Genomic DNA, 24,284 nt, shown 5'->3' on the forward strand with positions numbered 1-24,284 from the left:
GGCGGAGATGGAATCTCCTAAGACAAAGGTGTCGGCATCGGCTCCGCCTAATAGGGTGTCGATGGTGTTGATGCCGGTATGACTGTTGTTGGATGCCTGAACGCCATCCAGGATGTCATCTTGGGCACCCCCTTTGAGGGAGTCGTTGCCTTTGCCACCCCAGAGCTGGTCATTCCCTGTACCGCCGTCGAGGGTGTCATGGCCGTTGCCGCCTTCGAGACTATCTTGGCCGGTGTAGCCAAAAAGATTGTCATTACCATCGTCACCAAAGATGCTGTCATTCCCAGCACCGCCATCCACTAGATCATTGTCATCTCTGCCATAGAGGGTATCGTTATCGTCTTCTCCGTAGAGCGTATCTTGACCAGCGCCCCCATCTAACAAATCATTTCCACTAAAGCCAAAAATCAGATCGTTATCTGCATTGCCATACAAGAAGTCATCATCTTCACCACCAAAAATATGGTCGTTTCCAGCGCCCCCGGAAATAATGTCATCTCCAAGGCCGCCATATAGGGTGTCGTTGCCAGCGCCCCCATCCAGGGAATCATCTCCTAGACTGCCATAAATCTCGTCATTTCCGGCTCCACCCAAGAGGGTATCGTTACCGTTGTAACCGTAGAGCTTATCGTTCCCCTGCTTACCATAAACAATATAGTCAACTAAATCTTCCCAGCCGCCCCAAATATCATCACTATCCGTTAGATCGAAAGTCTTGGTAGTTCCCATGTATATACCTATCTAGTTATTCAAAAAACACAGGATAAATGACTTAGATGCCGATGACTAAAATAACTAGAACCCATATTTTTCGTTTGAGAGATTAGAGTGCTAGGAAAAATGATGGATAGGTCCTAAATTCCTAAAAAATAATTTTTATTCTAAAAATTAATAAGCACCAACCTCATTTTTATCCAAACTCAGGATATCGAAAAAATGCAAAAAAATAGTTATTTGTGATTATCAGAGATAAGAAAAACCATTTATCCAAAGTCAGGATAATTATTCTATTCAAGGGATAATACAGTGGAAACACTTAAATAATTAGCTAATTTCGCTATAATCCCCTCAATAGCCTAAGTGTATTTACTTAAAAACATGGTGTGCAAATTAGCTTTGGAATAATCACCTTGTCTGTAATGCTATCTGTGCAAATATTAAAGCTTGATTTGAGTGTATAGAAAGCCCTTTTTATTTTGGTGTTTACAGCCTTTTATGAGAATATTCGCATTAGCTTGATGAGGAAGTATGAGCTTTATACCCACTCAAGGGTTGAGAAAAAAGTCATCTTGCTGAAAATCAACTACCCTGTTGCAATCAGATGGGATATGAGAAATGTTTCACTCCCAATCTGTAGACTTGGTTTGGGCACTGGTCTATTAACAGGATCTACAAGGTCAAAATCCTTTTTTTCTATGGGCTTCAGAGGGAATAGACCTCTTGCAATATTCGTTGCATGATGTGTTACTGATTCGATTTATGCCGTAATCTGACTCAGATTTTTAGCTATCTACCACATCGTCAACTGAATTATGCAAGAGGTCTAATAGGGATCGAAAGTTCAAATGCTTATTCAATAAGGACTAAGGAAATCTAGATCCTCTTAAAAGACCAGTGCCTTGGTTTGAGATCTTTGTTCTTCGTTTCAAGCAACGGGGAATTCACCCCGACTAGATTAAAGTTGCATATCGCGTTAATCGGTTAATTATTCTTTGAATTAAAGCTGGACTCAGGAAAATAAAGATTTATGGCCTGGCAAGAAATTTATATTTCTTCACTATAAGTGCAAGATATTATCAGTAATTTCCATACATCTGTCATAACTGAAATTTGCGCGTCAGTGATATCTGAATCTGCCTGCCATATAGAAGCTTCTCTGCCACAACTGAACTTTGTTGAGACTCCCCCGCCAGTTATTAAAATTTAGAACGCTCTGGATGTTGTCCACCCCTATGACTTGAATGTCTATCCATCGAAGGAGTGGGTTGATGCCCAACAGATACGCTCTTATGCAAAGACCTGCATCGAGCCAATCGCTTCAATCCCTAAATCCCAACAACTTTTGGGTAAAACAGTTCAAGATTCTGATATAAAACTGGTAAGTCGTTTCAACGACATCAGCCAAAAAGAACAGTTCCAATTTTCCCTGATCTCCGAAAGATGCACAGTGGTTGGTCGGATTCTTTTGCGCTTAAGTTCAATATGCAGAGAAAGAACATTAAATCCGTTCACCCAGATAAGGAAAGGGGTAACGGTCCCCGGCACTCAGCGAGAAGGGATTAACTCAGTTTTCACCATTCGCTAACCTGAGTGAACCGAAAATCGATGGTAAAGAGAAGTGGTGCAAAGTAGCAGAAAATTCTTGAGATGGTGATACAAGGCTCCAACCCATTGGCGAATCTTATGGGGTTGACGTGTTGCGGGTATCAGGCGATCGCATTGTTGTAGCGAGTCGAGTTGCTGAAGCAAAGTTGAGTCAGTCTGGGCTAAAGCAAGGGGTAGACAAGCCCGTTGTCTCTGGCATGCATCACATAACATACAGAGTCTATTTCCTTACGAATGGGAGAATATCGAATAGTCACTAGGGGGAATGAAACCTGGATTATTGACGGACAAACCAACCTAAAAATTGCACGTTAGGTGGAATTCAACGCTCGGTTGAGGTTATCGGCCCTTGCAAATTTAGCAATCTCAGGTCGAAAAAGCGGTTGTCCTGGCTACAAAACTCGAACTTGTTAACCGCTAGATTTTGGGAAGTTGATCAATTTCAAAATACTGATAGAACTGGTTCGTGACTTGCACTCGGTAAGACCGTCCACTCGATTGACGTCGTTTTTGTACAAACCCCTGTTCCACTAAGTCATGAACATGGTGATAGGCCCCTGACCCTCTAAGTTCGACGAGGTCAGTTTGGGCGATGGGACCTTTGAGGGCTATTGCCGCTAAGGTTCTCAGAGCCCCCACCCCAATATCCACCGGCACCAGGGTATTCACCATACTTTTATAGGTTTGGCGCAGTTGAAGACTATAGCCACCATCCGTCTCAACAATTTCCAATGCGCTGTCCCGATGGGCATAGTCTTGCATCAGCTCGATTAAGGCATCTTCGGCATCATCGCGATCGCAATGGGCGTATTCCACAATTTTGCTGAGGGACAAGGGTTGAGCCTTAAGGTAGAGAATGGCTTCAATCACCGTTGCCAAACGGGGGGATGCGGCTGTTTCCGTCGTACCAACCACAGGGAAATCTCCTCGATCTTTGCTGAGACAAGTTGCCTTGCGCCAATAATAGCTCTTCTCATGGCGTTCGCAACATTTGGCCCGGATTTTAATCCAGATTGCTTCTCGTCAGTTCGACGAAAATATCTTTTAGGTTCGCCGCAGGAGTCATCATTCCCACCCAACCCGTTGATGGCCTTGAGAGAAACAGGTGAAATCGGGGATGTGATACGATAAATTATTCTGCCAACTTCATCTTTTAAGGGTTAGGTGATGTAACCTGATCTAAACCGATTTAGAATAAAAGTCCGTCATCCTTAGTTGAGGTATTTATGGCTAAGCGCCGCAACCTAAAAAAAGAAAAAGCCCTGCGAAATCAAGCTTATGCCCGGAAGTTCCGTAAGCGTTCTGGCTCTGGCCGCTTTGGTCGTCGACAGTATAATTCGAATCGTCAAGAATCCTCTTCTGATAACCAAAACGAAGAAAATCAGGAAAACAATTCTGATACAGCTACCGCTTCAGATTAGTTTTTTAGCATTGCTACGCTTTTTTCAGCCCGTTTCGACTAATTTAAGCTGAACACGAGCATCCAAGGATCATGTCGTTGTCCTTGGATGTTTTTGTGTGGCTACGTCCATTTTGTGGACCGCGAGCAAATCTTTCCCCAACCGCTTTTTCAGCCACCGCGATTGATCCCCTTTGAATAGTGCTTTCATCCCTTCAGCACAGCATCATGGGATTCTCAGAATCAATCCCTATGATGTTGAGAAGAGCCATAAAGGGGCATAAACAAACATGCGATAAATGGCTTGCGCTGCTCAAAACATTATTAAATGGCTTTTTTGGTATCCCCTATTCTCTTTGACAAGCTTAAATTAGAGTTGTCACCCTCACCAGAACTTAGGGGTACTATCGCAAGCGAACCGTTTAGTCCAAGGGGAGATGATGCAAACTATTCTTGCCGGGGATATTGGAGGCACTAAAACGATTCTGCGCCTGGTTGAAGCAGAACCCTCAGGGTCTCAATCATCCATTCCCCGATTAACAACGCTATCAGAACAGACTTACCCCAGCCAGGACTTTGCTGATCTTAGCCCGATGATTGAGCAGTTTCTATCCCAATCGGGGGCAGGGACACCCCCTCAGGCCGCCTGCTTTGGGATTGCGGGTCCGGTCATCGACGACACCTCAGAGCTGACCAACTTGTCCTGGTCTTTAAATGCTCGTCGCTTGGAATCAGAGTTTGGCATCCATCATGTGGCTCTGATCAATGACTTTGCCTCAGTCGGATATGGCATTTTGGGGCTTGATAAACAGGATGTTGCAACCTTGCAAGCAGTCCCTGCTGATCCAAAGACACCCATTGCCGTGATTGGCGCGGGCACGGGATTAGGGGAAGGGTTCTTGATGCCGAGTGTCAAAGGGTATCAGGTTTTCCCGAGTGAAGGCGGCCATGCAGACTTTGCCCCCCGCACGCCCATCGAGTTTCAACTGCTCGATTTCTTGCGGGAAGATATGAAGCTAGACCGCGTTTCTGTGGAACGGGTTGTGTCGGGGAAAGGAATTGTCTCGGTTTATCGATTTTTGTGTAGTTTAGGGGAGCATTCGGAATCGACCGAGATTGCCCAGGTCTTTCAAGCCTGGGACCAACGCACTGAGCCAGTCGAGAATTTAGTCGATCCAGCCGCTGCGATCGCACAGGCCGCATTGCAAGGTACCGATCCCCTCTGCCAGCAAGCCATGACCTTATTTGTGGACGCCTATGGTGCTGAAGCGGGGAATCTAGCCTTAAAGCTATTGCCCTATGGAGGTCTGTATATTGCCGGGGGGGTGGCCGCCAAGATCTTGCCTTTACTCCAGACGGGAGCCTTTCTCAAAGCATTCCAAACGAAAGGTCGAGTCAGTCCCCTACTGGATAAAGTGCCGATTCATGTTGTACTTAACCCCAAGGTGGGGTTGATGGGTTCTGCCATTTACGCAGCCCAACTCTCAGCAGATTCTTAGAATTTACCCGCATAATAATTGCGTTTAGTTCGACTGCTTGGGGACAGCATTCCGATTTCTCATAACCGTTCAGTCTTCTGAGGAGCTTTAGCAATCCATGACACAATCTTCTTTTTCCGGTGTGACCGTCACCCCCATGGATGTTCATAACCGCAAGTTGGTGAATAATGTTCATCCGCCGGATTGGGTCAATCCCACCCCCGTTGAATGCTATGACTTGGTCGTGATTGGCTCCGGTACAGCGGGGTTAGTCACAGCTAAAGGCGCAGCCGGTTTAGGAGTCGGCCTCAAAGTGGCTTTGATTGAAAAGCATCTGATGGGGGGAGATTGTTTAAATGTGGGTTGCGTGCCCTCTAAATGCCTGATTCGCTCAGCTCGTGTCGTTGCCGATATGCGGGACGCTCAACCCTATGGGATTCAACCGCCTGCCCAGATAGATGTCGATTTTCAAGTCGTCATGGAGCGGATGCGCGAGGTTCGTGCCCGGATTAGCCCTGTAGATTCTGCTGCCGCCGCTGCTAAGTCTGGGGTAGATATGTATTTGGGAGAGGGCAAATTTACTGGCCCCAATACCGTATCGGTTGATGGCAAAACTCTGCGGTTTAAAAAAGCCGTGATCACGACAGGTGCAAGGGCAGTTCGCCCCCGGATTGAAGGCATTGAAGAAGTCGGGTATCTCACCAACGAAACGGTGTTTTCCTTAACGGAGCTACCCAAGCGTCTCGCTGTGATTGGGGGTGGACCGATTGGCTGTGAGCTTGCCCAGTCTTTTCATCGCCTTGGTAGTCAGGTGGTGCTCTTCCATCGAGGGGCCCATCTAATGAGTAAAGAAGATGCTGATGCGGCAGAAATTGTCCAGCAAGCCTTTCTAAAAGAGGGCATCAAGCTGGTGTTGGCTTGTCAGATGAAGCGGGTCGAACGTACACCAGCAGGCAAAGTGATTCACTTCGTTTGTGATGGCCGAGAAGAATCTGTGGTGGTTGATGAAATTTTGGCAGGGGCAGGACGCGCTCCCAATGTCGATGGCTTAAATCTTGAGGCGGTAGGGGTTGAATATGATAGTCGCAAGGGTGTTGCTGTCAACGACTACCTGCAGACGACAAATCCCAAAATCTACGCGGCTGGGGACATTTGCATGAACTGGAAGTTTACCCACGCTGCTGATGCCGCTGCCCGGATCGTTCTTAAAAACACCTTGTTTTCGCCCTTTGGTATTGGCAAATATAAACTCAGTGATTTGGTGATGCCTTGGGTGACGTTCACGGATCCTGAAATTGCCCATGTTGGCTTGTATGAGGGGGAAGCCCAAGACAAAGGCATGGATGTTAACACCATAAAAATCTTGTTTGATGACGTGGATCGGGCCCTTGCGGATGGGGAGGAAGAGGGCTTTGTCAAAATCCACCTCGCCAAGGGCTCTGACAAAATTATCGGAGCCACCATCGTCGCCCGTCACGCAGGCGAAATGATCAGCGAAATTACCACGGCCATGGTTGGCAAAGTGGGATTGGGCAGTATGGCAAGTGTGATTCACCCCTATCCCACCCAGGCTGCAGCCATTAAACAGGCTGCAGATGCCTACCGTCGCACCTTACTAACGCCCAAAACCATTAAGTTCTTGGGACTGTTGACCAAACTCTCCTAGTCGTCAACTCAAGAACTCCAAAAATATTTGGCGCGTTCTTCTGTCCAGTTACAACTGGGCAGTATGTTTGGATGTTGTTATCTGTACCAAGGAAGACCTGAATGTCCTTAGCATTAGATTGCGATCGCAAGTGGTGGCACGGGGGAGTAATTTACCAGATCTATCCCCTGACCTTTGCGGATGGGAATGGCGATGGGGTGGGTGATTTACGGGGGATTATCCAACGGCTAGACTACCTCAACGATGGCGACCCGGATAAAACGGCTGACTTGGGCATTGATGCCATTTGGCTGTCTCCCGTTAATCAGTCACCGATGGTGGATAACGGCTACGATATCAGCGACTACCGGGATATTTGCCCCACCTTCGGTACCCTAGCGGAGTTCAAAGAGCTGATAGAGCAATGCCATATCCGGGGGATCCGGGTGATTATGGATATGGTGCTGAACCATACCTCCAATCAGCATCCCTGGTTTCTTGAATCTAGCGCTAGCCGCGACAATCCCAAAAGCGATTGGTACCTCTGGCAAGATCCAGGCTATAAGGACGGGCTTCCCAATAACTGGTTATCCTATTTTGGCGGGTCAGGTTGGACCTTTAATGAAGACCGTCAGCAATATTACTTTCACGTTTTTAACGAGAATCAGCCTGACTTAAATTGGCGCAATCCTGAGGTGAAGGCTGCCATTTATGACATGCTGCGCTATTGGCTCGATATGGGCGTTGATGGTTTTCGGCTAGATGCGTCTAGCGTCTATAGCAAGGACCAATATTATCGGGATAACCCCGTCAAATTCGGGGCAACGGATAAGAATGCTTACTATAACCAGGATCACCTCTACGACAAAGATTTGCCTGATAATCATGGGATTATTCGAGAAATTCGTGCTCTGATGGACGAGTACGAAGACCGGGTTCTGATCGGTGAGACCTTTATCGATAGCCGCTTATATGACTCCAATAGCTTCTATGGGGTCAATAATGATGAGCTGCATCTCCCCTTTGCCTTTGAATTTCCCTTTAGTCCTTGGTATCCCGGCTATTTACAACGGGAGATCGAAAAGAAGGAGCGCATCACCCCGACCGGAGCCTGGCCCACCTATTTTCTGGATAACCACGATTTACCTCGCCATTTGTCTCGCTGGATTGAATGTGCCTTATGCACGAACCCCACGGAAATTGCTAAAGCCGCAGCCACTCTGCTGTTAACAGTGCGGGGAACGCCAGTGCTATACTACGGCCAAGAAATTGGTATGGAAGATAACCTCGATATCCCCCCGGAACTACAACGCGATCAGGCCGTCGTGGCTAGTCCCACAGGAGAGTTGCCCCCGAACCGAGATGGGGCTCGTACCCCTATGCAGTGGGACGCGTCTGCGAATGCTGGGTTTAGCTTTGGCAAGGAGGTTACCCCTTGGCTCCCGGTTCATGCCAACTACCCGGAAATCAATGTCGAAACGACCTTAAAAGATAAGGAGTCGATCTTAAACTTCTATCGCAAGTTGCTCTATGTGCGGGCGCAAAGCGAGGCTCTCCGATTTGGCAGTTGGCGGACGCTGATTCATTACCCCTACGAGCATATGGCCTATCTGCGGGAGACAGCGTCTGAACAGGTGTTGATCTTAATCAATTTTGCCTATGAGAAACCTTTAGAGTTGGATGAGTCGATCACTCAAGAGGGCTGGACTGTTTTAGCTTCTAACCAATGGGAATCTGGCAAAACTTTGGCACTCCCTGAGAATTTACAATCCTTCGAAATTGATGTCTTAAGGAAAGCATAAAGTTCAGGCTACATTCCGAAATTATTGGTCCGTTCCCATAATTGTTATGCAGTTTCAATAAAAAACTCACGCCAACTCAGCTTCTGACAAGCGACCTACAATCGGTTCATACCCTTTCAGTTTTATAGCTTAAATGCCTGAGTCTGGCTAATTCACGAACTTTATCTAACAGACGTGAAGGTTGATTCTGGGTAGTAGGAGACTTTACTGTAGTAGGAACCTTGACGTGATAGGGCCGGAAATAGGGAGGTTAACCAATTACATGTCGCTTTTCTATCCATATCAGGATAAGGGGGTATACGTCAGACCGTCGTAGAACCATAGTTTAGATTCAATAAATCGGAGGACTATGAAAGAGTCAACAATTTTTGTTAGCGTTGGTGGAACTGCAACAGATCAACAAGAACTGTTTGTTCGTGCAGTTGAGGATCGTCTTCGTAGTGAGTCACTTGTTCCTAGAACTGTTGGGAGAAATACCTTCAGCTCAGAAGCTCCACTGAAAGCAATCAATAAACTCATGGATTCATGCTCAGGAATCGTAGTTATCGCATTGGAAAGAACATATTTCTCCGATGGGCTGGAAAAACGTGGTGGACCAAATGAGAGTATTTTGTCAGAAGTAAGACTTCCAACCTCTTGGAATCAGATCGAAGCTGCTATGGCTTATTCTAAAGGACTGCCTCTTCTGGTAATTATTGAGAACGGTCTAAAAAGTGAGGGCTTATTAGAGAAGGGCTATGATTGGTATGTACAGTGGGTGAATCTACATCCGACAGATCTCAATACTCCTGAATTTAATGGTGTATTAGCAAGCTGGAAGGAAAAACTTGATTCAGCACCAGAAAAAAAGCACTATCGAGATCCTTCCAAACTAACAATTGCAGAACTTATCGGAAGTCTTAAGCCTGTCCAATTTTGGTCTGTTCTCCTTGCCCTATCTGCATTAGTTGCAGGAGCTTTTACTTTAGGAGGAAAACTCAATGGTCTTGACAAGATAAATGGTACTGGAGTTCAGCAGGTTCCTGTACCATCCAACACTCCATAAATTTAGATCGTCTGAATTAGGTTGATCTAACTATTTAATGTGGAGGGACGCTCACATCAAGCGAATAGTTGGCATTGTATTACTTTACTCGCGCCTCTGATTAGATACCATTAGATTTCATTGACACCAAATAAAGTACCCAAAATACATCATCATTTAATCTTGGAATGTAGATCAGGTGGACAATCGCCATGAGTACCAACCGTCTACATGGAAGAAACTATTGCTCTGAAGTTTCTCTGGGTAAGGGCTTGGCTGGTGGAGTGATGTTGCGATCGCACAAAAACTGATCCACCCGATCCAAAAAGGCCATATCCTCCTTGGGAAAGTTCACAGAAATCGGTTGTTTTTTCGCAAACCATCCTTGCTTGGGAGGGGGTGCAGGCCGCAAAAAGTCAAAGGCCTGATTAAATTTTTGAGGCGTGGTCATCACGGGTGCATCCAAATGGCAGGGAATAATGCGGCGAAAATTCCATTGCGCCACTCGATCCGCCCACTGAAGCACTACCTCTGGATTGCGATTAAAAATCAGTTTCCGCAGAATGGGAGCCACAATCGGATTTCCATCTTGACGAAACGCATCGAAGGCACGCTTCCAGTCTAGATGCCACTGGACGGGGAATAAGCCAAAATAAGCTTTCTTAGATCGATCAGGAGCTTGTCGGGCATCCTTAAAGGTTTGTTTGGTGTTCACAACATCCAACACGCTCGGTTGAAAATAAAAGGCGAACAAAGCCATGCGTTGCCACCCTTTACGCCGAACCGTTGGCGTATCCTCAACCACATCAAAGGCATTATCCTTAGCATGAAACAGCATCGGATAGGGGGCAAACTGCAATACCTGAGGTGGATTGACGGGAATAGAAACAATCGAGTCTGTGATCAGCAAAGTCCTGGATGGTTTATGAAACAGAGCAACTTCTTCAAACGGCCCGAGTCCCAAATCCACTGGCCCTAAAATGGCATAGTCAAATTCATCCGCAAAGGGCGTATCGGCACTGTTGGCCGGGAGTTTTTGAGTTTGACGACCCGATAGCCCCAGCCAACTCAGGGGAATATTTAGCGGAAACGTCCACTGACTGGGAGAGACAAACACTTGGGCCTTGGGAAAACGTTTGGCAAAGGGGCCTGTAAATACCTTATGCTCAATTCCAGAAGCCGTCGGCAGGATAATGTATTTAATCTCGCCATGCTGTTCAATCAGGTCTTTGACCATGCGGATACATTCCCGCGTGGGCGCAACCGGAGCATACACCAATAACCCCCCAGCAGCTAACTTAATGACCGTCATCCGCACGGGAATAATCACGTAAAGGATGCCCTGGAGTTGCTCAAAGGTCCAAATTTTTCCTTTGACAATCTCCCGGCAAAGGGTGCGGCGTTGGCCATAGGGATACAAAGGGACAAAAGGCCAATAGGGCCAAGACCAATCCCTTGAGCGTTGTTGCGGTTCTAATGTTTTTTGTTCGCTGCCTTGAGTTGTTGCCACGGCACCTCATCCACACTTCAATAATGACGACAAAAAGATGATCATTGCCTCAATTTATGAGTGTAGTCAAATACCAGGCCAAAATGTTTGGGCTATTGAGTAGAACGGTTGCGGGTCCGTCTGAGTTGCCCTGAACACTAAGACTGAGACCAATTGACAGAGGAATTCATAATTAAATTTTGCTCTTGCAGGGGTAGGGGGGACTCAGGGAGTAAACTCGGCCATGAATTAGAGAGCCAAAATAAGCCAACCATAAGGACAACAATCATTGTAGCGTGACTGAAAATAATAAGCGTCTTAAATTCACTATCCATAATTTGGCTTCTCCCCATGAACGCCCAGTCCTAACAACTTAGGCCACCACATAAAACCAGATTGCCATAGAGAAGAGATATGCAGCCAAATCTGTTATATAAATCAAAGAAAAAAGGCCCAAAAAATAGATTTTAGAGCCTTTCGCAGGTGATATCTGCATTAGAGGATTTATAGGAGCTGACGCTCCTAATAGAAGCATGCGCTCCTATATATACCTATCGGGATTAGATTCCTCTTTTACGCAAAGATTTCGATAAAATTCCGAATAAATTTGAAAACGAGTTGCATGGAACCTGCAAGCACGATTGCGATGCCTACTTCAGGGGCGTATTCCGAAGTTGGGGGACTCCCTCTAAGGCCCTCACCCCCAGCCCCTTTCCCAATTCTGTCTCTATGGTAGAAGGTATGAACAGCGATCACAGGAACCAACCTCTCACTACCCTGAACGTACGACCCCTCAGACACGAAGGACAGAATTATAACCTCGGGGCCATCAGTGTCCGAGTCCTGACCAGTGAACTCGGGGATAGAAGTCAGTTTGCTAACGAACGACAGTTGTTTAGTTACACCAGATTGCCCCCCAGTGAACATTCGAGGGAGCAGAGCATCTGCAAAAGCCGCATTACCCAACAAGGGAATCGTCACCTGCGGGCTATTTGGATTGAAATTGCTTAGCGCGCTTGTCGCCAGGATCCAAATTTAGCCCGTCACTATCAGCGGCAGCTCGTATGGGCGGTCATGTTGGGTACGCCTCTGATGCGAAGCATTTCTAATCCCAGGCTATATGGGTTGCGATCGGTGGTTGTGTTGCAAAGTTTTTGGGACTTAGGAGAAGCATATTGATTTTATAGTGATGATAAAAAAACTTTAGTTTTGTAAAACATGCATATTTCCTACAAACATCTCAGATATCAGAATATAGTTAATCCTTCCTACCCTATTCCCATATATTGGGACGCAAGGGAAGTTGAGGTTAGCGTCCAGACGCTTAGAGTAAATTAGTTTGTGTCTTTAAGGGATATCGCAGAAAAGTAATGGCATTAAAACAATATGTCTTACTGTTTTCGATATCAACAATTGTTACTTATTTCAAGGAGAAAACAATGGCTTTATCTAAAGAACAAAGAGGAGAAGTTTCGAAGAAGTTAGGTGAATTGATTACTAAGGAATCAGCAGATGAAATCCGATCTGCTGGAGGTCTCGTTTGGTGTGAACCCTGCCCTTACTTTCCAGCTGCTGGATGCTTGGCATTCATTGGAGATTGTCATCCATAAGCAATAATACTTACTAGGAAGTCGCAACAGATTGGCGCTTCAGTCCGAATAGTAATATCATCTGCATTCTCCAAGCTTTAACCTGGCTAAGTCCTCCCCTATCCTTAGAGACACAGCTAGGTTAAAGCTTTCTATATTAAATTTGGCGTACGTATTGGGAAAAGTGCAGGGGACTATGGTAGCTTACAGGCTAAAATTCCAAAAGCAGTTGTGAATTTGTCTACTTTTTACCCTCGCTTTTCCCAAATATTAGCTTTTTTAATTGTCTTTGAGAGCTTAAGCTTTTCAAAGACTACCTTTGCTCAAGTTCCAATTACCTCAGACAACACCACCTCAACCCAGGTTATTTCTTCCGACAATCTGAATTTCACGATTGAGCAGGGCACTCTGCAAGCAGGCAGTCTTTTTCATAGTTTTAATACGTTCAGTGTGCCCGATGGCGGATCTGCTTGGTTTAATAATCCATCTGTGGCACATATTTTTGCCCGAGTTACAGGATCTTCAGCCTCCAACATCAATGGCTTAATCCGTACGAACGGCACTGCCAATTTGGTTCTTATTAATCCGCAAGGGATCCAATTTGGTCCCAATACTTCCCTCAATATTGGAGGGTCTTTCCTAGCGAGTACAGCGGAGGCTGTTATTTTTCGTGAAAATCAACGTTTCAGCGCCGTATCGCCGCAAGCTGCCCCTCTCCTTACTGTAAGCACGCCAGTAGGATTGCAATTTGGCAGTTCTCCGGGGGATATCCAAGTTCAATCGAGCTTGTTCGGCTTTTCTGTCCCTCCGCAACAAACATTAGCGTTGGTCGGTGGTGACGTTACGCTTCAATCCAGTTTCTTGACTGCTGCTAGTGGGCGGATTGTCATTGGTAGTGTGGCGAACTCAGGAGTTGTACCCGTAAGCCCAACGACCCAACCCGCAGGATGGACGCTAAATTTTGATCAGATATCAGAATTTGGAGATATCAGTCTTACTGGGGAAATTGTTCAATTTCCTATGTCTACAGTCCAGCTTGGATCTCGACTGATAACATCTGTAAGCTCAATAGATAATGACGTAAGTGGCGATATTAGCCTATGGGGCCGCAATATCACCTTAACAGGTGGATCGATATTAGACGCTGGTAATACAGGAAATCAACTGGGAGGTAACATTCTCCTGAATGCCACTGAAACCATCCAGATTATTGATCGGCCCATTCCTGGCGTGAGATCGATACCTAGTGGTTTAGTGACTGCAACCTTTGCCTTAGGACCAGCAGGCAATATTGAAATCAATGCTAAAAACTTTAGCGTGTCGGGAGAAACGGTTGCTATAACGGCCAGTTCATCGGCAAGAAAACTTTTTCAAGGCGGTGAGGTAGTAACGATCCCAGCAACAGGGGCCGCTGGAAATATTCTATTCAATGTTACTGATTCGATTACAGTTTCTGACGGTGCTTTTATTGGCGCATCCAGTTCTTTGGGCCTGGGCACTTCAGGTCAAATCGAGCTTAATTCCAGCACGCTGAATATTCTCCGGGGAGGTCGGATCGAGGCTTTTACCACTGGGCCTAATCCTGCAGGAGAAATAATTATCAACGCTTCTAAGGCCGTTAGGATTGATGGCGTCCTCTCAGAGCAAGGAACGTCCAGTAGTCTGGTTTCCTTATCTGAGCGAGGCGCGACTGGAGTAGGCGGTCCCATCACGATCAATACAGATTTGCTGCAGGTTTCTAATGGTGGGATTGTGTCAGCCCAGACCAATAGTGTGGCCGATGCAGGCAAGATCACGGTCAATGCCAACCAAGTCAGCCTACTCAATGGAGGGCAGCTAATCAGTACCACATCGAACCAGGGAGCTGCAGGTCAAATTGAACTCAATGTTCAGAATCTACTCACCCTATCTGGCACGGATGCAACGTTTGCTGAACGCCTGCAACAAGTTGACGAATTGCGCTTCGATCCCTTTACATCCTTTGTTGTTATTCCCATTGGGGTGCGGGCTGAGAGTAGCATTATCTCTAGTGCATTAGACGGCACATCAGGACCCGGAGGCTCTATTGACATCACGACTGGACAGCTGCAAATCGCTCGTCAAGGCATGATTTCTTCTTCCACGGCTGGCCCCAACAATGCTGGCAAAATCGATATTAGCGCTGTGCAAGCGGTCAGCCTCACCGATCCAGGGAGCGGCGTATTTGCACAGACCACCGATGCAGGCCGAGGCGGATCGATTTCATTTTTTACCCCCCACTTCCTGATTGAAAAGGAAGCTGTGGTGAATGCGAGTACATCGGAGAATGGGCCTGGAGGGAATATTTTTGTCCAGGCCAATCGCTTCACAGCCAGCCAAGGAGGCCAGTTGCTGTCCACGACATCGGGGCCAGGACCTGCAGGGGATATTACCTTGCAGGTGCGGGACAATATTACGTTAACTGGGGCAAATAGCGGGTTGTTTGCCAATACGACCCGTGACTCTTCTGGAGCAGCGGGCAGTATTTTTATTGATCCGATACAGGTGTTGATTGCTAACGGGGCGGCGGTGTCAGTTACTAGCTTAGGAACTGGCGAAGGGGGAGATATTCGACTGAGAGCTCGAAATTTAACCCTAGATCGAGGGCAGATTACGGCTGAATCTCAAATAGCGCGAGCAGGGGATATTCAGTTGGATATTGATAATCTCTTGTTGTTGCGAAACGGCAGTTTGATTTCGACGACTACTGGTGGAGATGCCATGGGGGGAAATATCGATATCAATGCGCTGTTTGTCATTGCTTTTCCGGTAGAGAATAGTGATATTACGGCTAATGCCCTGAATGGGCCGGGTGGCAAGATTACGATTACGACTCAAGGGCTTTTTGGGCTAAAGATCCGAGATTCATTGACGAACCAGAGTGATATTACGGCGTTCTCTCAAAATAATCCTGAGCTAAACGGGGTGGTGGAAATTATTACACCTGAGGCGGACCCGAGCGAGAATTTGTCAGAGCAACCCGATACGGTTGAAAAACCTGCAAAGATTGCAAAGGGGTGTAAGGCCCAAACGGCTGGCAGTAGTTTTGTGAATAAGGGGCGGGGGGGACTGCCTCAGAATCCTGCTGCAGCGCTCAGTGGGGAGGCGGTCTGGCAAGATTTGCGGACTCAGCGGGTTCAGCCGACTGGGCAACCTGTGGGTCAAGTTGGGTCTCAACGGAGTTCCCAGGTGGCTACTGCTCCTCCATCGAGGTGGGTGGAAGCTAAGGGGTGGCAACGACTTCCTGATGGCAAGATGAGGCTTGTGGGTCATTCAGCTAGTCACCATGATTTGCCTCCTACTGTTTCTTGTTAGCTGATATACCTTGCTAGTAAAGGGTTATGGTGTTTTGAACAAGAAATTTCAAAGTCGCTGTGATTTAAATTACAAACTTATGTAAATCTCTGCATAATTGCTATCTATTGCTCTGATGAGTAAATAATTCGGAATCTCATCATTGGAGGACACTGTCACTCTACTAGATTGTTAGGCTTCATGCATCATTCAATTCTCAACGTTCTATTGGTCTCTAGGAAAGGCCACATAATTTGTCAATTTTTCTAATAGTTGTCCTTAATTAATTTACTTCCTCTCTGGAGCTTTAAATAGCTAACTGTTCTAGATGAGATTACCCGAGTAATTGTTTATCAGTTTTCGCTAATTATGGGGTTGTTTATTCTCAAATTAGTATCTTTAGAATCACTTAAAATAGATACTATTGAGTCATCTCCTCAAACATTAGAAGTAGTAGGAGTATTTCTATCTTTATCTGTATGTTTAAGGATTTCATGGATCAAAAATTTTGGTAGTGATATTACTGACGCGATGGAGAAAAAGCATTTTCTTGTTACTCCAAGACTGATCGAGATTTTAAAAGTATTAAGTGGATCAAGTCTTACCTTAAAAACTATTGATTTAATTAATAATGGTACTATTAATGCAATAGATGGAATAGTACTCACGACAAGTTATAGCAATGATGTCAATGGCCTTAGCAAATTCGATCTTAAGATAAGATCGGGAGAGGTATTTACATTCATAAATAGCGAAAAAAAATCAAAGGAAGAAAACAAAAAAACGAATTGTTTAGAAAATCATCTGAATACTATATCCTCTGCTATTCAAGACTATTTTTCCCCAGAAAGAGTGGACTTAAAAGTGGCCGATAATTTAGACTTTTTGAATCGATCACGAATTATAAAGGTTGGCAATCTTAATGTATATAAAAATGAGCTTACAGAAGCTTTCAATTATGGCCAACCCATTACCTGCGTATACAATCGAGTTGATGGAGAAATTAATGCTCTGCAAATACGACCAAAAAAGATCAAGAAACCAGTTCTAGAGAAACAGTTACAGGCTTCACTAATTGAACAAGATTCTACCGTTCATATTCCTTTACCAATTGATTTAGAGTTTATTGGCAATTTTAGTGAGGGTCAAAAGTTAGCTTTTCGACAAGCAGCACAACGGTGGGGAAGTATTATTCGGGGGAACTTACCGCCAGTCATTATCAATGGCAAGAGAATTAACGGTATATCGATTACTGCTAGGGCTTTGGAGATGGATGGGCCTCATAATAGGCTTGCTCAGGCAGGTCCAGTACATTTACGGCCAGGTTCTCTACTACCTGCCACCGGAATAATGGAGTTTGACTCTGCTGATTTGACGCGAATGGAAGAGGATGGCAGTTTGCTTAATGTCATTATCCATGAAGTGGGTCATGTACTTGGGTTTGGCACACTTTGGGAACAAAAAGGTTTGTTGCAAGGCGTTGGTACAAATAATCCTAGGTTTACGGGTGTCAATGCTATGCGTGAATTTGCAGCTTTGATCGGGTTAAATAAGGCTATACCAATACCAATACCCGTGGAGAACATAGGGGGAGCGGGCACTCGTGATGGCCACTGGCGAGAATCGATATTTGGCAATGAAGTGATGACAGGCTTTTTAAACAGTGGCCTGAATCCGATCAGTCGACTCACCCTGGCTTCACTGCAAGACCTTGGTTACTCAGTCAACCCTAACGCTCCCAATCCTTTCATGCTCTCTAAAATTGAGAAACTAGCCATGATGGGTATGAGCACAGATAAGACTTGTCATTGTAGAGGATGTGCCATGTGTAATTAACAAATAGCTTGTGATATTGCCTGAAAGTATGCTGATAAGTGGCTAAAAGCAGTGAAGCAGTTGAAGAAGATGAACGCTAGAAATATTCAATCTTAAAAGGAGAAAATCATGACAGATACTCAAGATTCATCAGAATTTTTTGCTGTTACAGAGGAAACAATCAGAGCTCTAGTGCAAAAAATTGGCTTTGCTCTCAGTCAAGAAGATTTGCAAGCTATTTTCAATAAAAAAATCTTCGCGCCCAATTTACCAACTGGATGTATTACGGCACTAACTTACTGTGCGAACGGTGACCTTGAGACAGTTAGAATCGATGACATCACCTTTACAAGTAAGTCAATACAAAATGACAAAAATTCAGGACTTAACCTAAACGATTTCAAAGAAAGATTTCAAGAGGCTGCCAACTTTGGTCATAGTGTTAGATTAACGATAAATGAAAGTACTGAGAGCTCTAAAAACAAGATAGTTAGCCTCTCCGTTTTTCCTCATCGATGCCTTAATAAAGGTCGAAACAATATATTGTTGTCTCAACAAACAAATTGTATTGAAGGAATTAATTGTCCAGGCGATCCTTATGAATAACCGTAAAAGGGTGTTTAAAAAGTTTTCCAGAAGCTTTATCTGGCAAGGATTTTAGCCAAAACGTTCGAATCACTAAAAGCCAGATTTGACAAGGGTCCCCAAATATTTTTCAAACGCCCTCTAAAGTATATGATTCAGTTGTTGCACCAATTAAATTTGAATTAGCATTAGTCTTTGATCCTAATTTTGATAACTGATCATGAAATTATACGCTTGTATAGCTAATAGTATTGCTTTTGGTTATTTGGCTACAGCAGCTCTGGCTCGAGCCCAAGTTACCCCTGATTCAACTACTTCTAGCAACGTTACTCTATCCGGTAATATCTTTGAAGTTACGGGAGGTACATCCGCAGGTCAAAATCTATTCCATAGCTTTACCAATTTTTCTGTGTCTGAAGGTGATGTTGCTCGCTTTATTAACAATAATCCTACGATTCAGAATGTGATCAGCCGTGTGACAGGTTCATCTGCTTCTAAGATCTTTGGCCGCCTCGAAGCGGGTGGTTCAGCTTCAAACTTTAACTTATTCCTCTTGAATCCCAATGGAATTATTTTTGGCCCCAATGCGTCTCTAAACCTCAATGGCTCGTTTGTTGCAACAACTGCAAATGCTTTGCAATTTAGCGATCAAGGCTTTTTTAGTGCCTCTGAACCAAATGATCCCTCTCTGCTGACGGTTAATCCTTCTGCTTTCCTGTTTAATCAGGTTATTGCCAAGCCTATCGAGAACAAATCGGTGACACCATTAGGGCCAAGTCCATTAACCAGCTCTCCCGATTTCTCTGCATTTGGTTTACAGGTGCCTGATGGCCAAAGTTTGCTGCTTGTCGGGGGTAATATTCGCATGAATAGTGGAGGATTAAACGCCTTCAGTGGCAGAGTAGAATTAGGTGGTTTAGCTGAGCCAGGAACAGTTGGGCTAAAAATTGACGGTAGCCAAATGAGCCTGAGCTTTCCTGAGAATGTAGTGCGATCTGATGTGACTTTAACCAATGGGGCTATCGTTGATGTGAGTGGTACAGGTAACGGTAGTATTGCAGTCAACGCTCGGAATATCGAGATTTCAGGGAATCTCGATATTTCAAAAAGACGCTCTACACTTCAATCCGGAGTTGGGCTGGGTGTACAATCTGGCAACAACCCACCGAGTGATATTACTCTCAACGCAACAGATGCCTTAAAAATCAGTGATCGTGGAGTTGTTCTAAGTACTGTAGGGCTCTTCGCAACTGGCAATGCTAGTAACATCAGTATCCAAGCTGGATCTCTTTTATTAGAGAATGGTAGCGGGATAAACACCACCTCTCTTGGTGAGGGTGATGCTGGTGATATCACAATCGATGTCCGTGATGGCATCAATCTAAACAATAGCGGCATTAATAGTGTGCTTATAACTATTCTTGAATCTGCCCCAGCTAGAGGTAATAGTGGAAAAATCAATATTAAGGCTAGGTCACTTTCTTTAGCTAATGGCTCTGGTCTACAGACCTCTACTCTCGGAATAGGGGATGCTGGTGATATAGTCGTGAATGCTCGTGATTTTGTTTCGCTAGATAATACGAGACTTACGGGAACAACTAGACGGACTCAAATTATAACTTCAGTAGACGATGGTGGAGAGGGTAAAGGTGGAACAATCAATATCCAAACACACAAGCTTTCTTTAAAAAATGGCGCTCAATTAAGTGCTGGTGTTGCCCCTGGTGGAGAAGGTATTGGAGGAGAAATTCTGATTGACGCTACTGACTCTGTTGTCATATCCGGCTTCTCTGAAGAAAATGGATTTTCTAGTAGGTTAATTACAACTACCGAAGCAGGAGCGATCGGTGCAGCAGGAGATATTAGGGTAGATACAGATATCTTTCGAATAACAGATGGGGCGGTTGTTAGTGCTCAAACCCTGAACGCAAGTCCTGGTGGAGATATTACTATCAATGCCAATAGCTTTGAAGCACTAGATGGGGGTCAGATACTAACCACTACAAGTAGTAATGGAGATGCAGGAAATATTAAATTAAATGTGACAGATTCCATACTGTTATCTGGTAGCGATCCAACCTTTTTTCAACGGAAATCAGAATTTCTTGATGTAGTCCAAAATGAAGGACCAGCAAGCGGACTCTTTGCCAGCAGCCGTCCCGGTTCTCAAGGCAGTGCCGGGAGCATTATTATAGATCCTCAAATATTTATCATTCGTGATGGGGCGCAAATAGCTGTTAACAGCCAGGGTAGCAGTCCAGCAGGCAACATAACCCTGATGGCAGGAAACTTGACTCTTGATAACGGCACTATTTCTGCCACATCCACAAGTGGTCAAGGTGGAAATATAGATCTTGATATTAATAATTTATTACTGCTCAGAAATAACAGTAGTATCTCTGCTTCAGCAGGCAATCAAAATAAAGGTGGAGATGGTGGGAATATCACAATTAATACCGATCTACTAGTTGCTTTAGAAAATAGTGATATCACTGCCAACGCTTTCACAGGACGTGGAGGCAATATTCAAATTAATACCCGTGGTTTATTCTTATCACCCGACAGCGACATCACTGCCAGCTCTGAACGTGGAATTGATGGTGTAGTCGAAATCAACAACCCAGAAGTTGACCCTAGCCAAAGCCTTACCGAACTGCCAGAATCCGTAGAACCCCCGCAAGAAGTTGCTCAAGGTTGTCGACCCGGCCAAGCCCTCGGTAACAGCACCTTCACCCATATTGGCCGTGGCGGTCTCCCCCCTGGTCCCCACGAAACCCAAACCCCCACCAGCGTCTGGCAAGACCTCCGTGCCCACAATCTCCAGCCCACCGCCAACCCGTCTCAATCCGCCTCCCAAAAACCCACCCCCACCCCAACCATCACCGAAGCCAGGGGCTGGGTCAAAGACCCCCAAGGTCGCATTTACCTAACCGCCAACGTTCCTCAACCCTCTCAAGTTCCCCAACCCACCACCACTTGCTAGAGCCCTCAACTTAACCGAGAATAGAGAGCAAAATCGAGAATTTCAGCGATTTTCAGCAAGTATGAACTTGGGCAAAAGCAACCGGACAACTATCATGCTAGCAACCATGAGGAAGGGGATATCTATGGCTCCAAAACTGCTGCCCCTCAGTCGGAAAAGATTACGATTGTTAGGGTATGCCCTTTGCAGCGCCTGCTTAGTTCTCGGATTAAGCCTGGGGCAACATCCTGCCCTCCCCAAAACCCACCAGCTTTCCATCGACACCCCCGCGCCTCCCCAACAGCGCCTGGCTAATACCCCCGCTCAACTGATAGAGCAGGGCAAAATACACTACCAAGCTGGGCGATACGCCGCTGCGGTGGACGCTTGGACCCAAGCCGCTCAGGGGTATGAAAACCAGCCCCTTAATCAAGCTATCGTTCTGAATCAACTCAGCCTTGCCCAGCAAGAATTAGGGCAGTGGCAACAGGCCAAAGATAATATTCGCCTCAGCCTGGAGATGATTGGTGACCCGCCCGCCCCGGAGAACCTATCCATTTATGCCCAAGCCCTTAACACCCTGGGAAGTCTACAGCTTTCTCAGGGCAATCCAGAAAATGCCCTAAAGACCTGGGAGCAAACCACTCAGATCTATACTCAACTGGGGGATGATATTGGTCGCATTGGCAGTTTGATTAATCGCGCCCAAGCTCAGCAAGTCTTGGGGCTGTACCTCCAGTCCCGCAAAACCTTAGAAAAGGTGACAGCCGATCTGGATCAGCAAGCCAGTCCAGAGATTCGGGCAACCGGATACCGCAGCTTGGGGAATGTGCTGCGCCTCGTCGGTGATCTCGAAGACGCCGAGAAATATCTCAAGATCAGTTTAAAGGATGCCAAAACAACCGTGGCTCCCCAGGAAGTTCACACCACTCAACTGAGCCTGGGCAATACCGCCCGTGCCCGCCGAGCCTATAACGATGCCATTGGCTTCTATCAACAAGCCGCCCAATCCCCAATCCCCTCCACCCAGCATCAAGCCCAACTCAACCTCCTTAGCGTTTTAATTGAGAAGAAGGATTGGGACCAAGCGCAGCAGATCTGGCCCCAAATTGAACAGGAGCTGATCAAGCATCCCCCCAGTCGGCGTAATGTTTATAGCCAAGTTAACTTAGTCAAAAGCCTGGTGAGGTTGAATCGAGACTCATCTAGCCGTACCCCTGCCATTCGAGATATTGCAGATATTACGGTGCATGCAATTCAGCAAGCCAATGAAATAGCAGATCCTCGGGCTCAAGCCTATGCCCTAGGTAATTTAGGACACCTGTATGAGCTAGATAAACAATGGACTGAAGCCCAAAAGTTAACGGAGCAGGCCCTCTTCCTCGCCCAAGCTCATAATGCCAGCGAAATCAGCTACCAGTGGCAATGGCAATTGGGGCGGATTATGGATGCTCAACAGCAAACCGATATGGCAACCTCCGCCTATCGAGGAGCATTTCAAACCTTAGAGCATTTGCGAAAAGATCTTGTTGCCACCAATGCTGAAGCCCAATTTACCTTCCGTGACAGTGTTGAACCCGTCTATCGGGAACTGGTTGATCTATTGCTGCGGGGCAGCAATCCCAGCCAGGATAACCTGCAACAGGCCCGCAAGGTTATGGAGTCTCTGCAATTGACGGAGTTGGACAACTTTTTCCGATCTGCCTGTTTGGATGGACAAATCATCAGTATCGAAGACATTGATCAACAATCAGCGGCAGTCGTGTATCCGATTTTGCTTCCCGATCGTCTGGAACTGATTGCCAGCCTGCCCCAGCAGAAAGCGCTTCAGTATCAATCTATCCCCATTCCTCGACAAGAGGTTGAAGACACTATCGATCAGTTTCGGAAACAAATTGAAAAACCCTTTGCATTTATTGAAAGTAAAGAATTAGGGCAAACCATCTATAGCTGGCTAATTCAGCCCCTTAAAGCAGCCTTAGACGAGAGCCAAGCGGACACCCTCGTCTTTGTCTTAGATGGGGATATGCGCAATATCCCCCTGGCCGCGCTATACGATGGCAACCAATATTTAATCGAAAACTATGCGTTGGCCTTGGCACCAGGAATGCAGTTGATTAATACCCAGCCGCTCCAGGGCCGCAAACTCCAGGTGATTGCAGCGGGGATTAGCGAAGCGCGCCACCATTACCCACCCATCAAATATGTGAAGAAAGAAATAGACAAGATTCGTCAGCTGGTCACCACTGAAGTTCTCTTAGATCGGGGGTTTACCAGCGCGTCTCTCCGTCAGCAGATTCAATCTCTTCCCTATCCCATTGTTCACCTAGCGACCCACGGTAAATTTAGCTCTGAAGCGGAAAAAACTGTCTTGTTAGCCTGGGATAAGGAAATTAATGTTAACCAACTGAATGAGCTGCTACGCAGCAGTGAGCAAGTCCGCCCAGACCCCATTGAACTCCTGGTCTTAAGCGCCTGTGAAACGGCTACAGGAGATCGGAGAGCCGCCTTAGGCTTAGCAGGGGTCGCTGTCCAGGCAGGTGCTCGTAGTACCCTTGCTTCACTCTGGAAGGTGGACGATCAGTCGACGGCCTTGCTGATTGGTGATTTCTACGCTCAGCTCGTTCAACCGGAAACGTCTAAAGTTAAAGCCCTGCAACAGGCCCAAATTGCCATGATTAACAACCCCGACTTCCGACATCCCCTCCACTGGTCCGCCTTTGTCCTAGTGGGGAACTGGCTGTAGATTGATATTCATTAAAAAAATGCCAGGAGCCAGAATTGAACTGGCGACACGAGGATTTTCAGTCCTCTGCTCTACCGACTGAGCTATCCCGGCGCGGTCTTGACCTTTGCTAT

At 46.0% G+C, this 24,284-nt stretch carries 15 protein-coding genes and 1 tRNA gene; 12 read left to right on the forward strand and 4 right to left on the reverse strand.

Annotated features, from left to right (window positions below):
- The coding region (locus tag Q0991_RS01580) for a calcium-binding protein (protein ID WP_299484843.1) at positions 1-729 on the reverse strand (729 nt) is incomplete at its 3' end.
- Between the two features lie 2,013 nt (positions 730-2,742).
- Positions 2,743-3,240 carry an SMC-Scp complex subunit ScpB gene (scpB, locus tag Q0991_RS01585; RefSeq protein WP_299484845.1) on the reverse strand — a complete coding sequence of 166 codons (498 nt, stop codon included), beginning with the start codon at positions 3,238-3,240 and terminating at the stop codon, positions 2,743-2,745.
- 311 nt (positions 3,241-3,551) lie between these two features.
- Here scpB and Q0991_RS01590 point away from each other — a divergent pair, with 311 nt between their 5' ends.
- From Q0991_RS01590 to Q0991_RS01610, 5 genes are all read left to right on the forward strand, one after another.
- Positions 3,552-3,746, forward strand: a complete 195-nt coding sequence (locus Q0991_RS01590; RefSeq protein ID WP_299484847.1) for a hypothetical protein — start codon at positions 3,552-3,554, stop codon at positions 3,744-3,746.
- Between the two features lie 418 nt (positions 3,747-4,164).
- A complete protein-coding gene (locus Q0991_RS01595; protein ID WP_299484849.1) occupies positions 4,165-5,223 on the forward strand; it encodes a glucokinase in 1,059 nt (352 codons plus the stop codon).
- Positions 5,224-5,320: 97 nt separating this feature from the next.
- On the forward strand, positions 5,321-6,868 hold the full coding sequence (locus Q0991_RS01600) for a mercuric reductase (protein ID WP_299484851.1): 1,548 nt from the start codon (positions 5,321-5,323) through the stop codon (positions 6,866-6,868).
- Positions 6,869-6,969: 101 nt separating this feature from the next.
- Positions 6,970-8,649, forward strand: coding sequence for an alpha-glucosidase (locus tag Q0991_RS01605; protein WP_299484853.1), 1,680 nt, complete (start codon positions 6,970-6,972; stop codon positions 8,647-8,649).
- 349 nt (positions 8,650-8,998) lie between these two features.
- Positions 8,999-9,694, forward strand: coding sequence for a hypothetical protein (locus Q0991_RS01610; RefSeq protein WP_299484856.1), 696 nt, complete (start codon positions 8,999-9,001; stop codon positions 9,692-9,694).
- A 220-nt stretch (positions 9,695-9,914) separates the two neighbouring features.
- Here the strand turns inward: Q0991_RS01610 and Q0991_RS01615 are convergent, their stop codons facing one another.
- A complete protein-coding gene (locus Q0991_RS01615) occupies positions 9,915-11,183 on the reverse strand; it encodes a DUF4336 domain-containing protein (RefSeq protein WP_299484858.1) in 1,269 nt (422 codons plus the stop codon).
- 720 nt (positions 11,184-11,903) lie between these two features.
- On the opposite strand from Q0991_RS01615, the gene Q0991_RS25030 reads away from it, so the two are divergent.
- From Q0991_RS25030 to Q0991_RS01645, 7 genes are all read left to right on the forward strand, one after another.
- On the forward strand, positions 11,904-12,173 hold the full coding sequence (locus Q0991_RS25030) for a transposase (RefSeq protein ID WP_366524869.1): 270 nt from the start codon (positions 11,904-11,906) through the stop codon (positions 12,171-12,173).
- A gap of 359 nt (positions 12,174-12,532) precedes the next feature.
- Entirely contained in the window at positions 12,533-12,772 is a 240-nt protein-coding gene (locus Q0991_RS01620) for a hypothetical protein (RefSeq protein ID WP_299484860.1), read from the forward strand.
- Between the two features lie 216 nt (positions 12,773-12,988).
- Positions 12,989-16,084: an S-layer family protein gene (locus Q0991_RS01625; protein WP_299484862.1), complete on the forward strand. Its 3,096-nt coding sequence runs from the start codon at positions 12,989-12,991 to the stop codon at positions 16,082-16,084.
- A 348-nt stretch (positions 16,085-16,432) separates the two neighbouring features.
- The gene (locus tag Q0991_RS01630; RefSeq protein ID WP_299484864.1) at positions 16,433-17,899 is read left to right on the forward strand and encodes a leishmanolysin-related zinc metalloendopeptidase; all 1,467 of its coding nucleotides are present in this window, start codon (positions 16,433-16,435) and stop codon (positions 17,897-17,899) included.
- 108 nt (positions 17,900-18,007) lie between these two features.
- The gene (locus Q0991_RS01635; protein ID WP_299484866.1) at positions 18,008-18,484 is read left to right on the forward strand and encodes a hypothetical protein; all 477 of its coding nucleotides are present in this window, start codon (positions 18,008-18,010) and stop codon (positions 18,482-18,484) included.
- Between the two features lie 199 nt (positions 18,485-18,683).
- Positions 18,684-21,446, forward strand: coding sequence for a filamentous hemagglutinin N-terminal domain-containing protein (locus tag Q0991_RS01640; protein WP_299484868.1), 2,763 nt, complete (start codon positions 18,684-18,686; stop codon positions 21,444-21,446).
- Positions 21,447-21,570: 124 nt separating this feature from the next.
- Positions 21,571-24,171, forward strand: coding sequence for a CHAT domain-containing protein (locus Q0991_RS01645; protein ID WP_299484869.1), 2,601 nt, complete (start codon positions 21,571-21,573; stop codon positions 24,169-24,171).
- A 20-nt stretch (positions 24,172-24,191) separates the two neighbouring features.
- On the opposite strand, the gene Q0991_RS01650 is transcribed toward Q0991_RS01645, so the two are convergent.
- Positions 24,192-24,264, reverse strand: a tRNA-Phe gene (locus Q0991_RS01650).
- Positions 24,265-24,284 lie beyond the last annotated feature (20 nt).

This window comes from Acaryochloris sp. IP29b_bin.137, assembly GCF_028285745.1.
GTDB lineage: Bacteria > Cyanobacteriota > Cyanobacteriia > Thermosynechococcales > Thermosynechococcaceae > Acaryochloris.

Excerpts from the sequence above, each read along its gene's own strand:
- Q0991_RS01590 (WP_299484847.1), top strand. The coding sequence starts at position 3,552 with ATGGCTAAGCGCCGCAACCTAAAAAAAGAAAAAGCCCTGCGAAATCAA.
- Q0991_RS01595 (WP_299484849.1), top strand. The coding sequence starts at position 4,165 with ATGCAAACTATTCTTGCCGGGGATATTGGAGGCACTAAAACGATTCTG.
- Q0991_RS01600 (WP_299484851.1), top strand. The coding sequence starts at position 5,321 with ATGACACAATCTTCTTTTTCCGGTGTGACCGTCACCCCCATGGATGTT.
- Q0991_RS01605 (WP_299484853.1), top strand. The coding sequence starts at position 6,970 with ATGTCCTTAGCATTAGATTGCGATCGCAAGTGGTGGCACGGGGGAGTA.
- Q0991_RS01610 (WP_299484856.1), top strand. The coding sequence starts at position 8,999 with ATGAAAGAGTCAACAATTTTTGTTAGCGTTGGTGGAACTGCAACAGAT.
- Q0991_RS25030 (WP_366524869.1), top strand. The coding sequence starts at position 11,904 with ATGAACAGCGATCACAGGAACCAACCTCTCACTACCCTGAACGTACGA.
- Q0991_RS01620 (WP_299484860.1), top strand. The coding sequence starts at position 12,533 with ATGGCATTAAAACAATATGTCTTACTGTTTTCGATATCAACAATTGTT.
- Q0991_RS01630 (WP_299484864.1), top strand. The coding sequence starts at position 16,433 with ATGGGGTTGTTTATTCTCAAATTAGTATCTTTAGAATCACTTAAAATA.
- Q0991_RS01635 (WP_299484866.1), top strand. The coding sequence starts at position 18,008 with ATGACAGATACTCAAGATTCATCAGAATTTTTTGCTGTTACAGAGGAA.
- Q0991_RS01640 (WP_299484868.1), top strand. The coding sequence starts at position 18,684 with ATGAAATTATACGCTTGTATAGCTAATAGTATTGCTTTTGGTTATTTG.
- Q0991_RS01645 (WP_299484869.1), top strand. The coding sequence starts at position 21,571 with ATGGCTCCAAAACTGCTGCCCCTCAGTCGGAAAAGATTACGATTGTTA.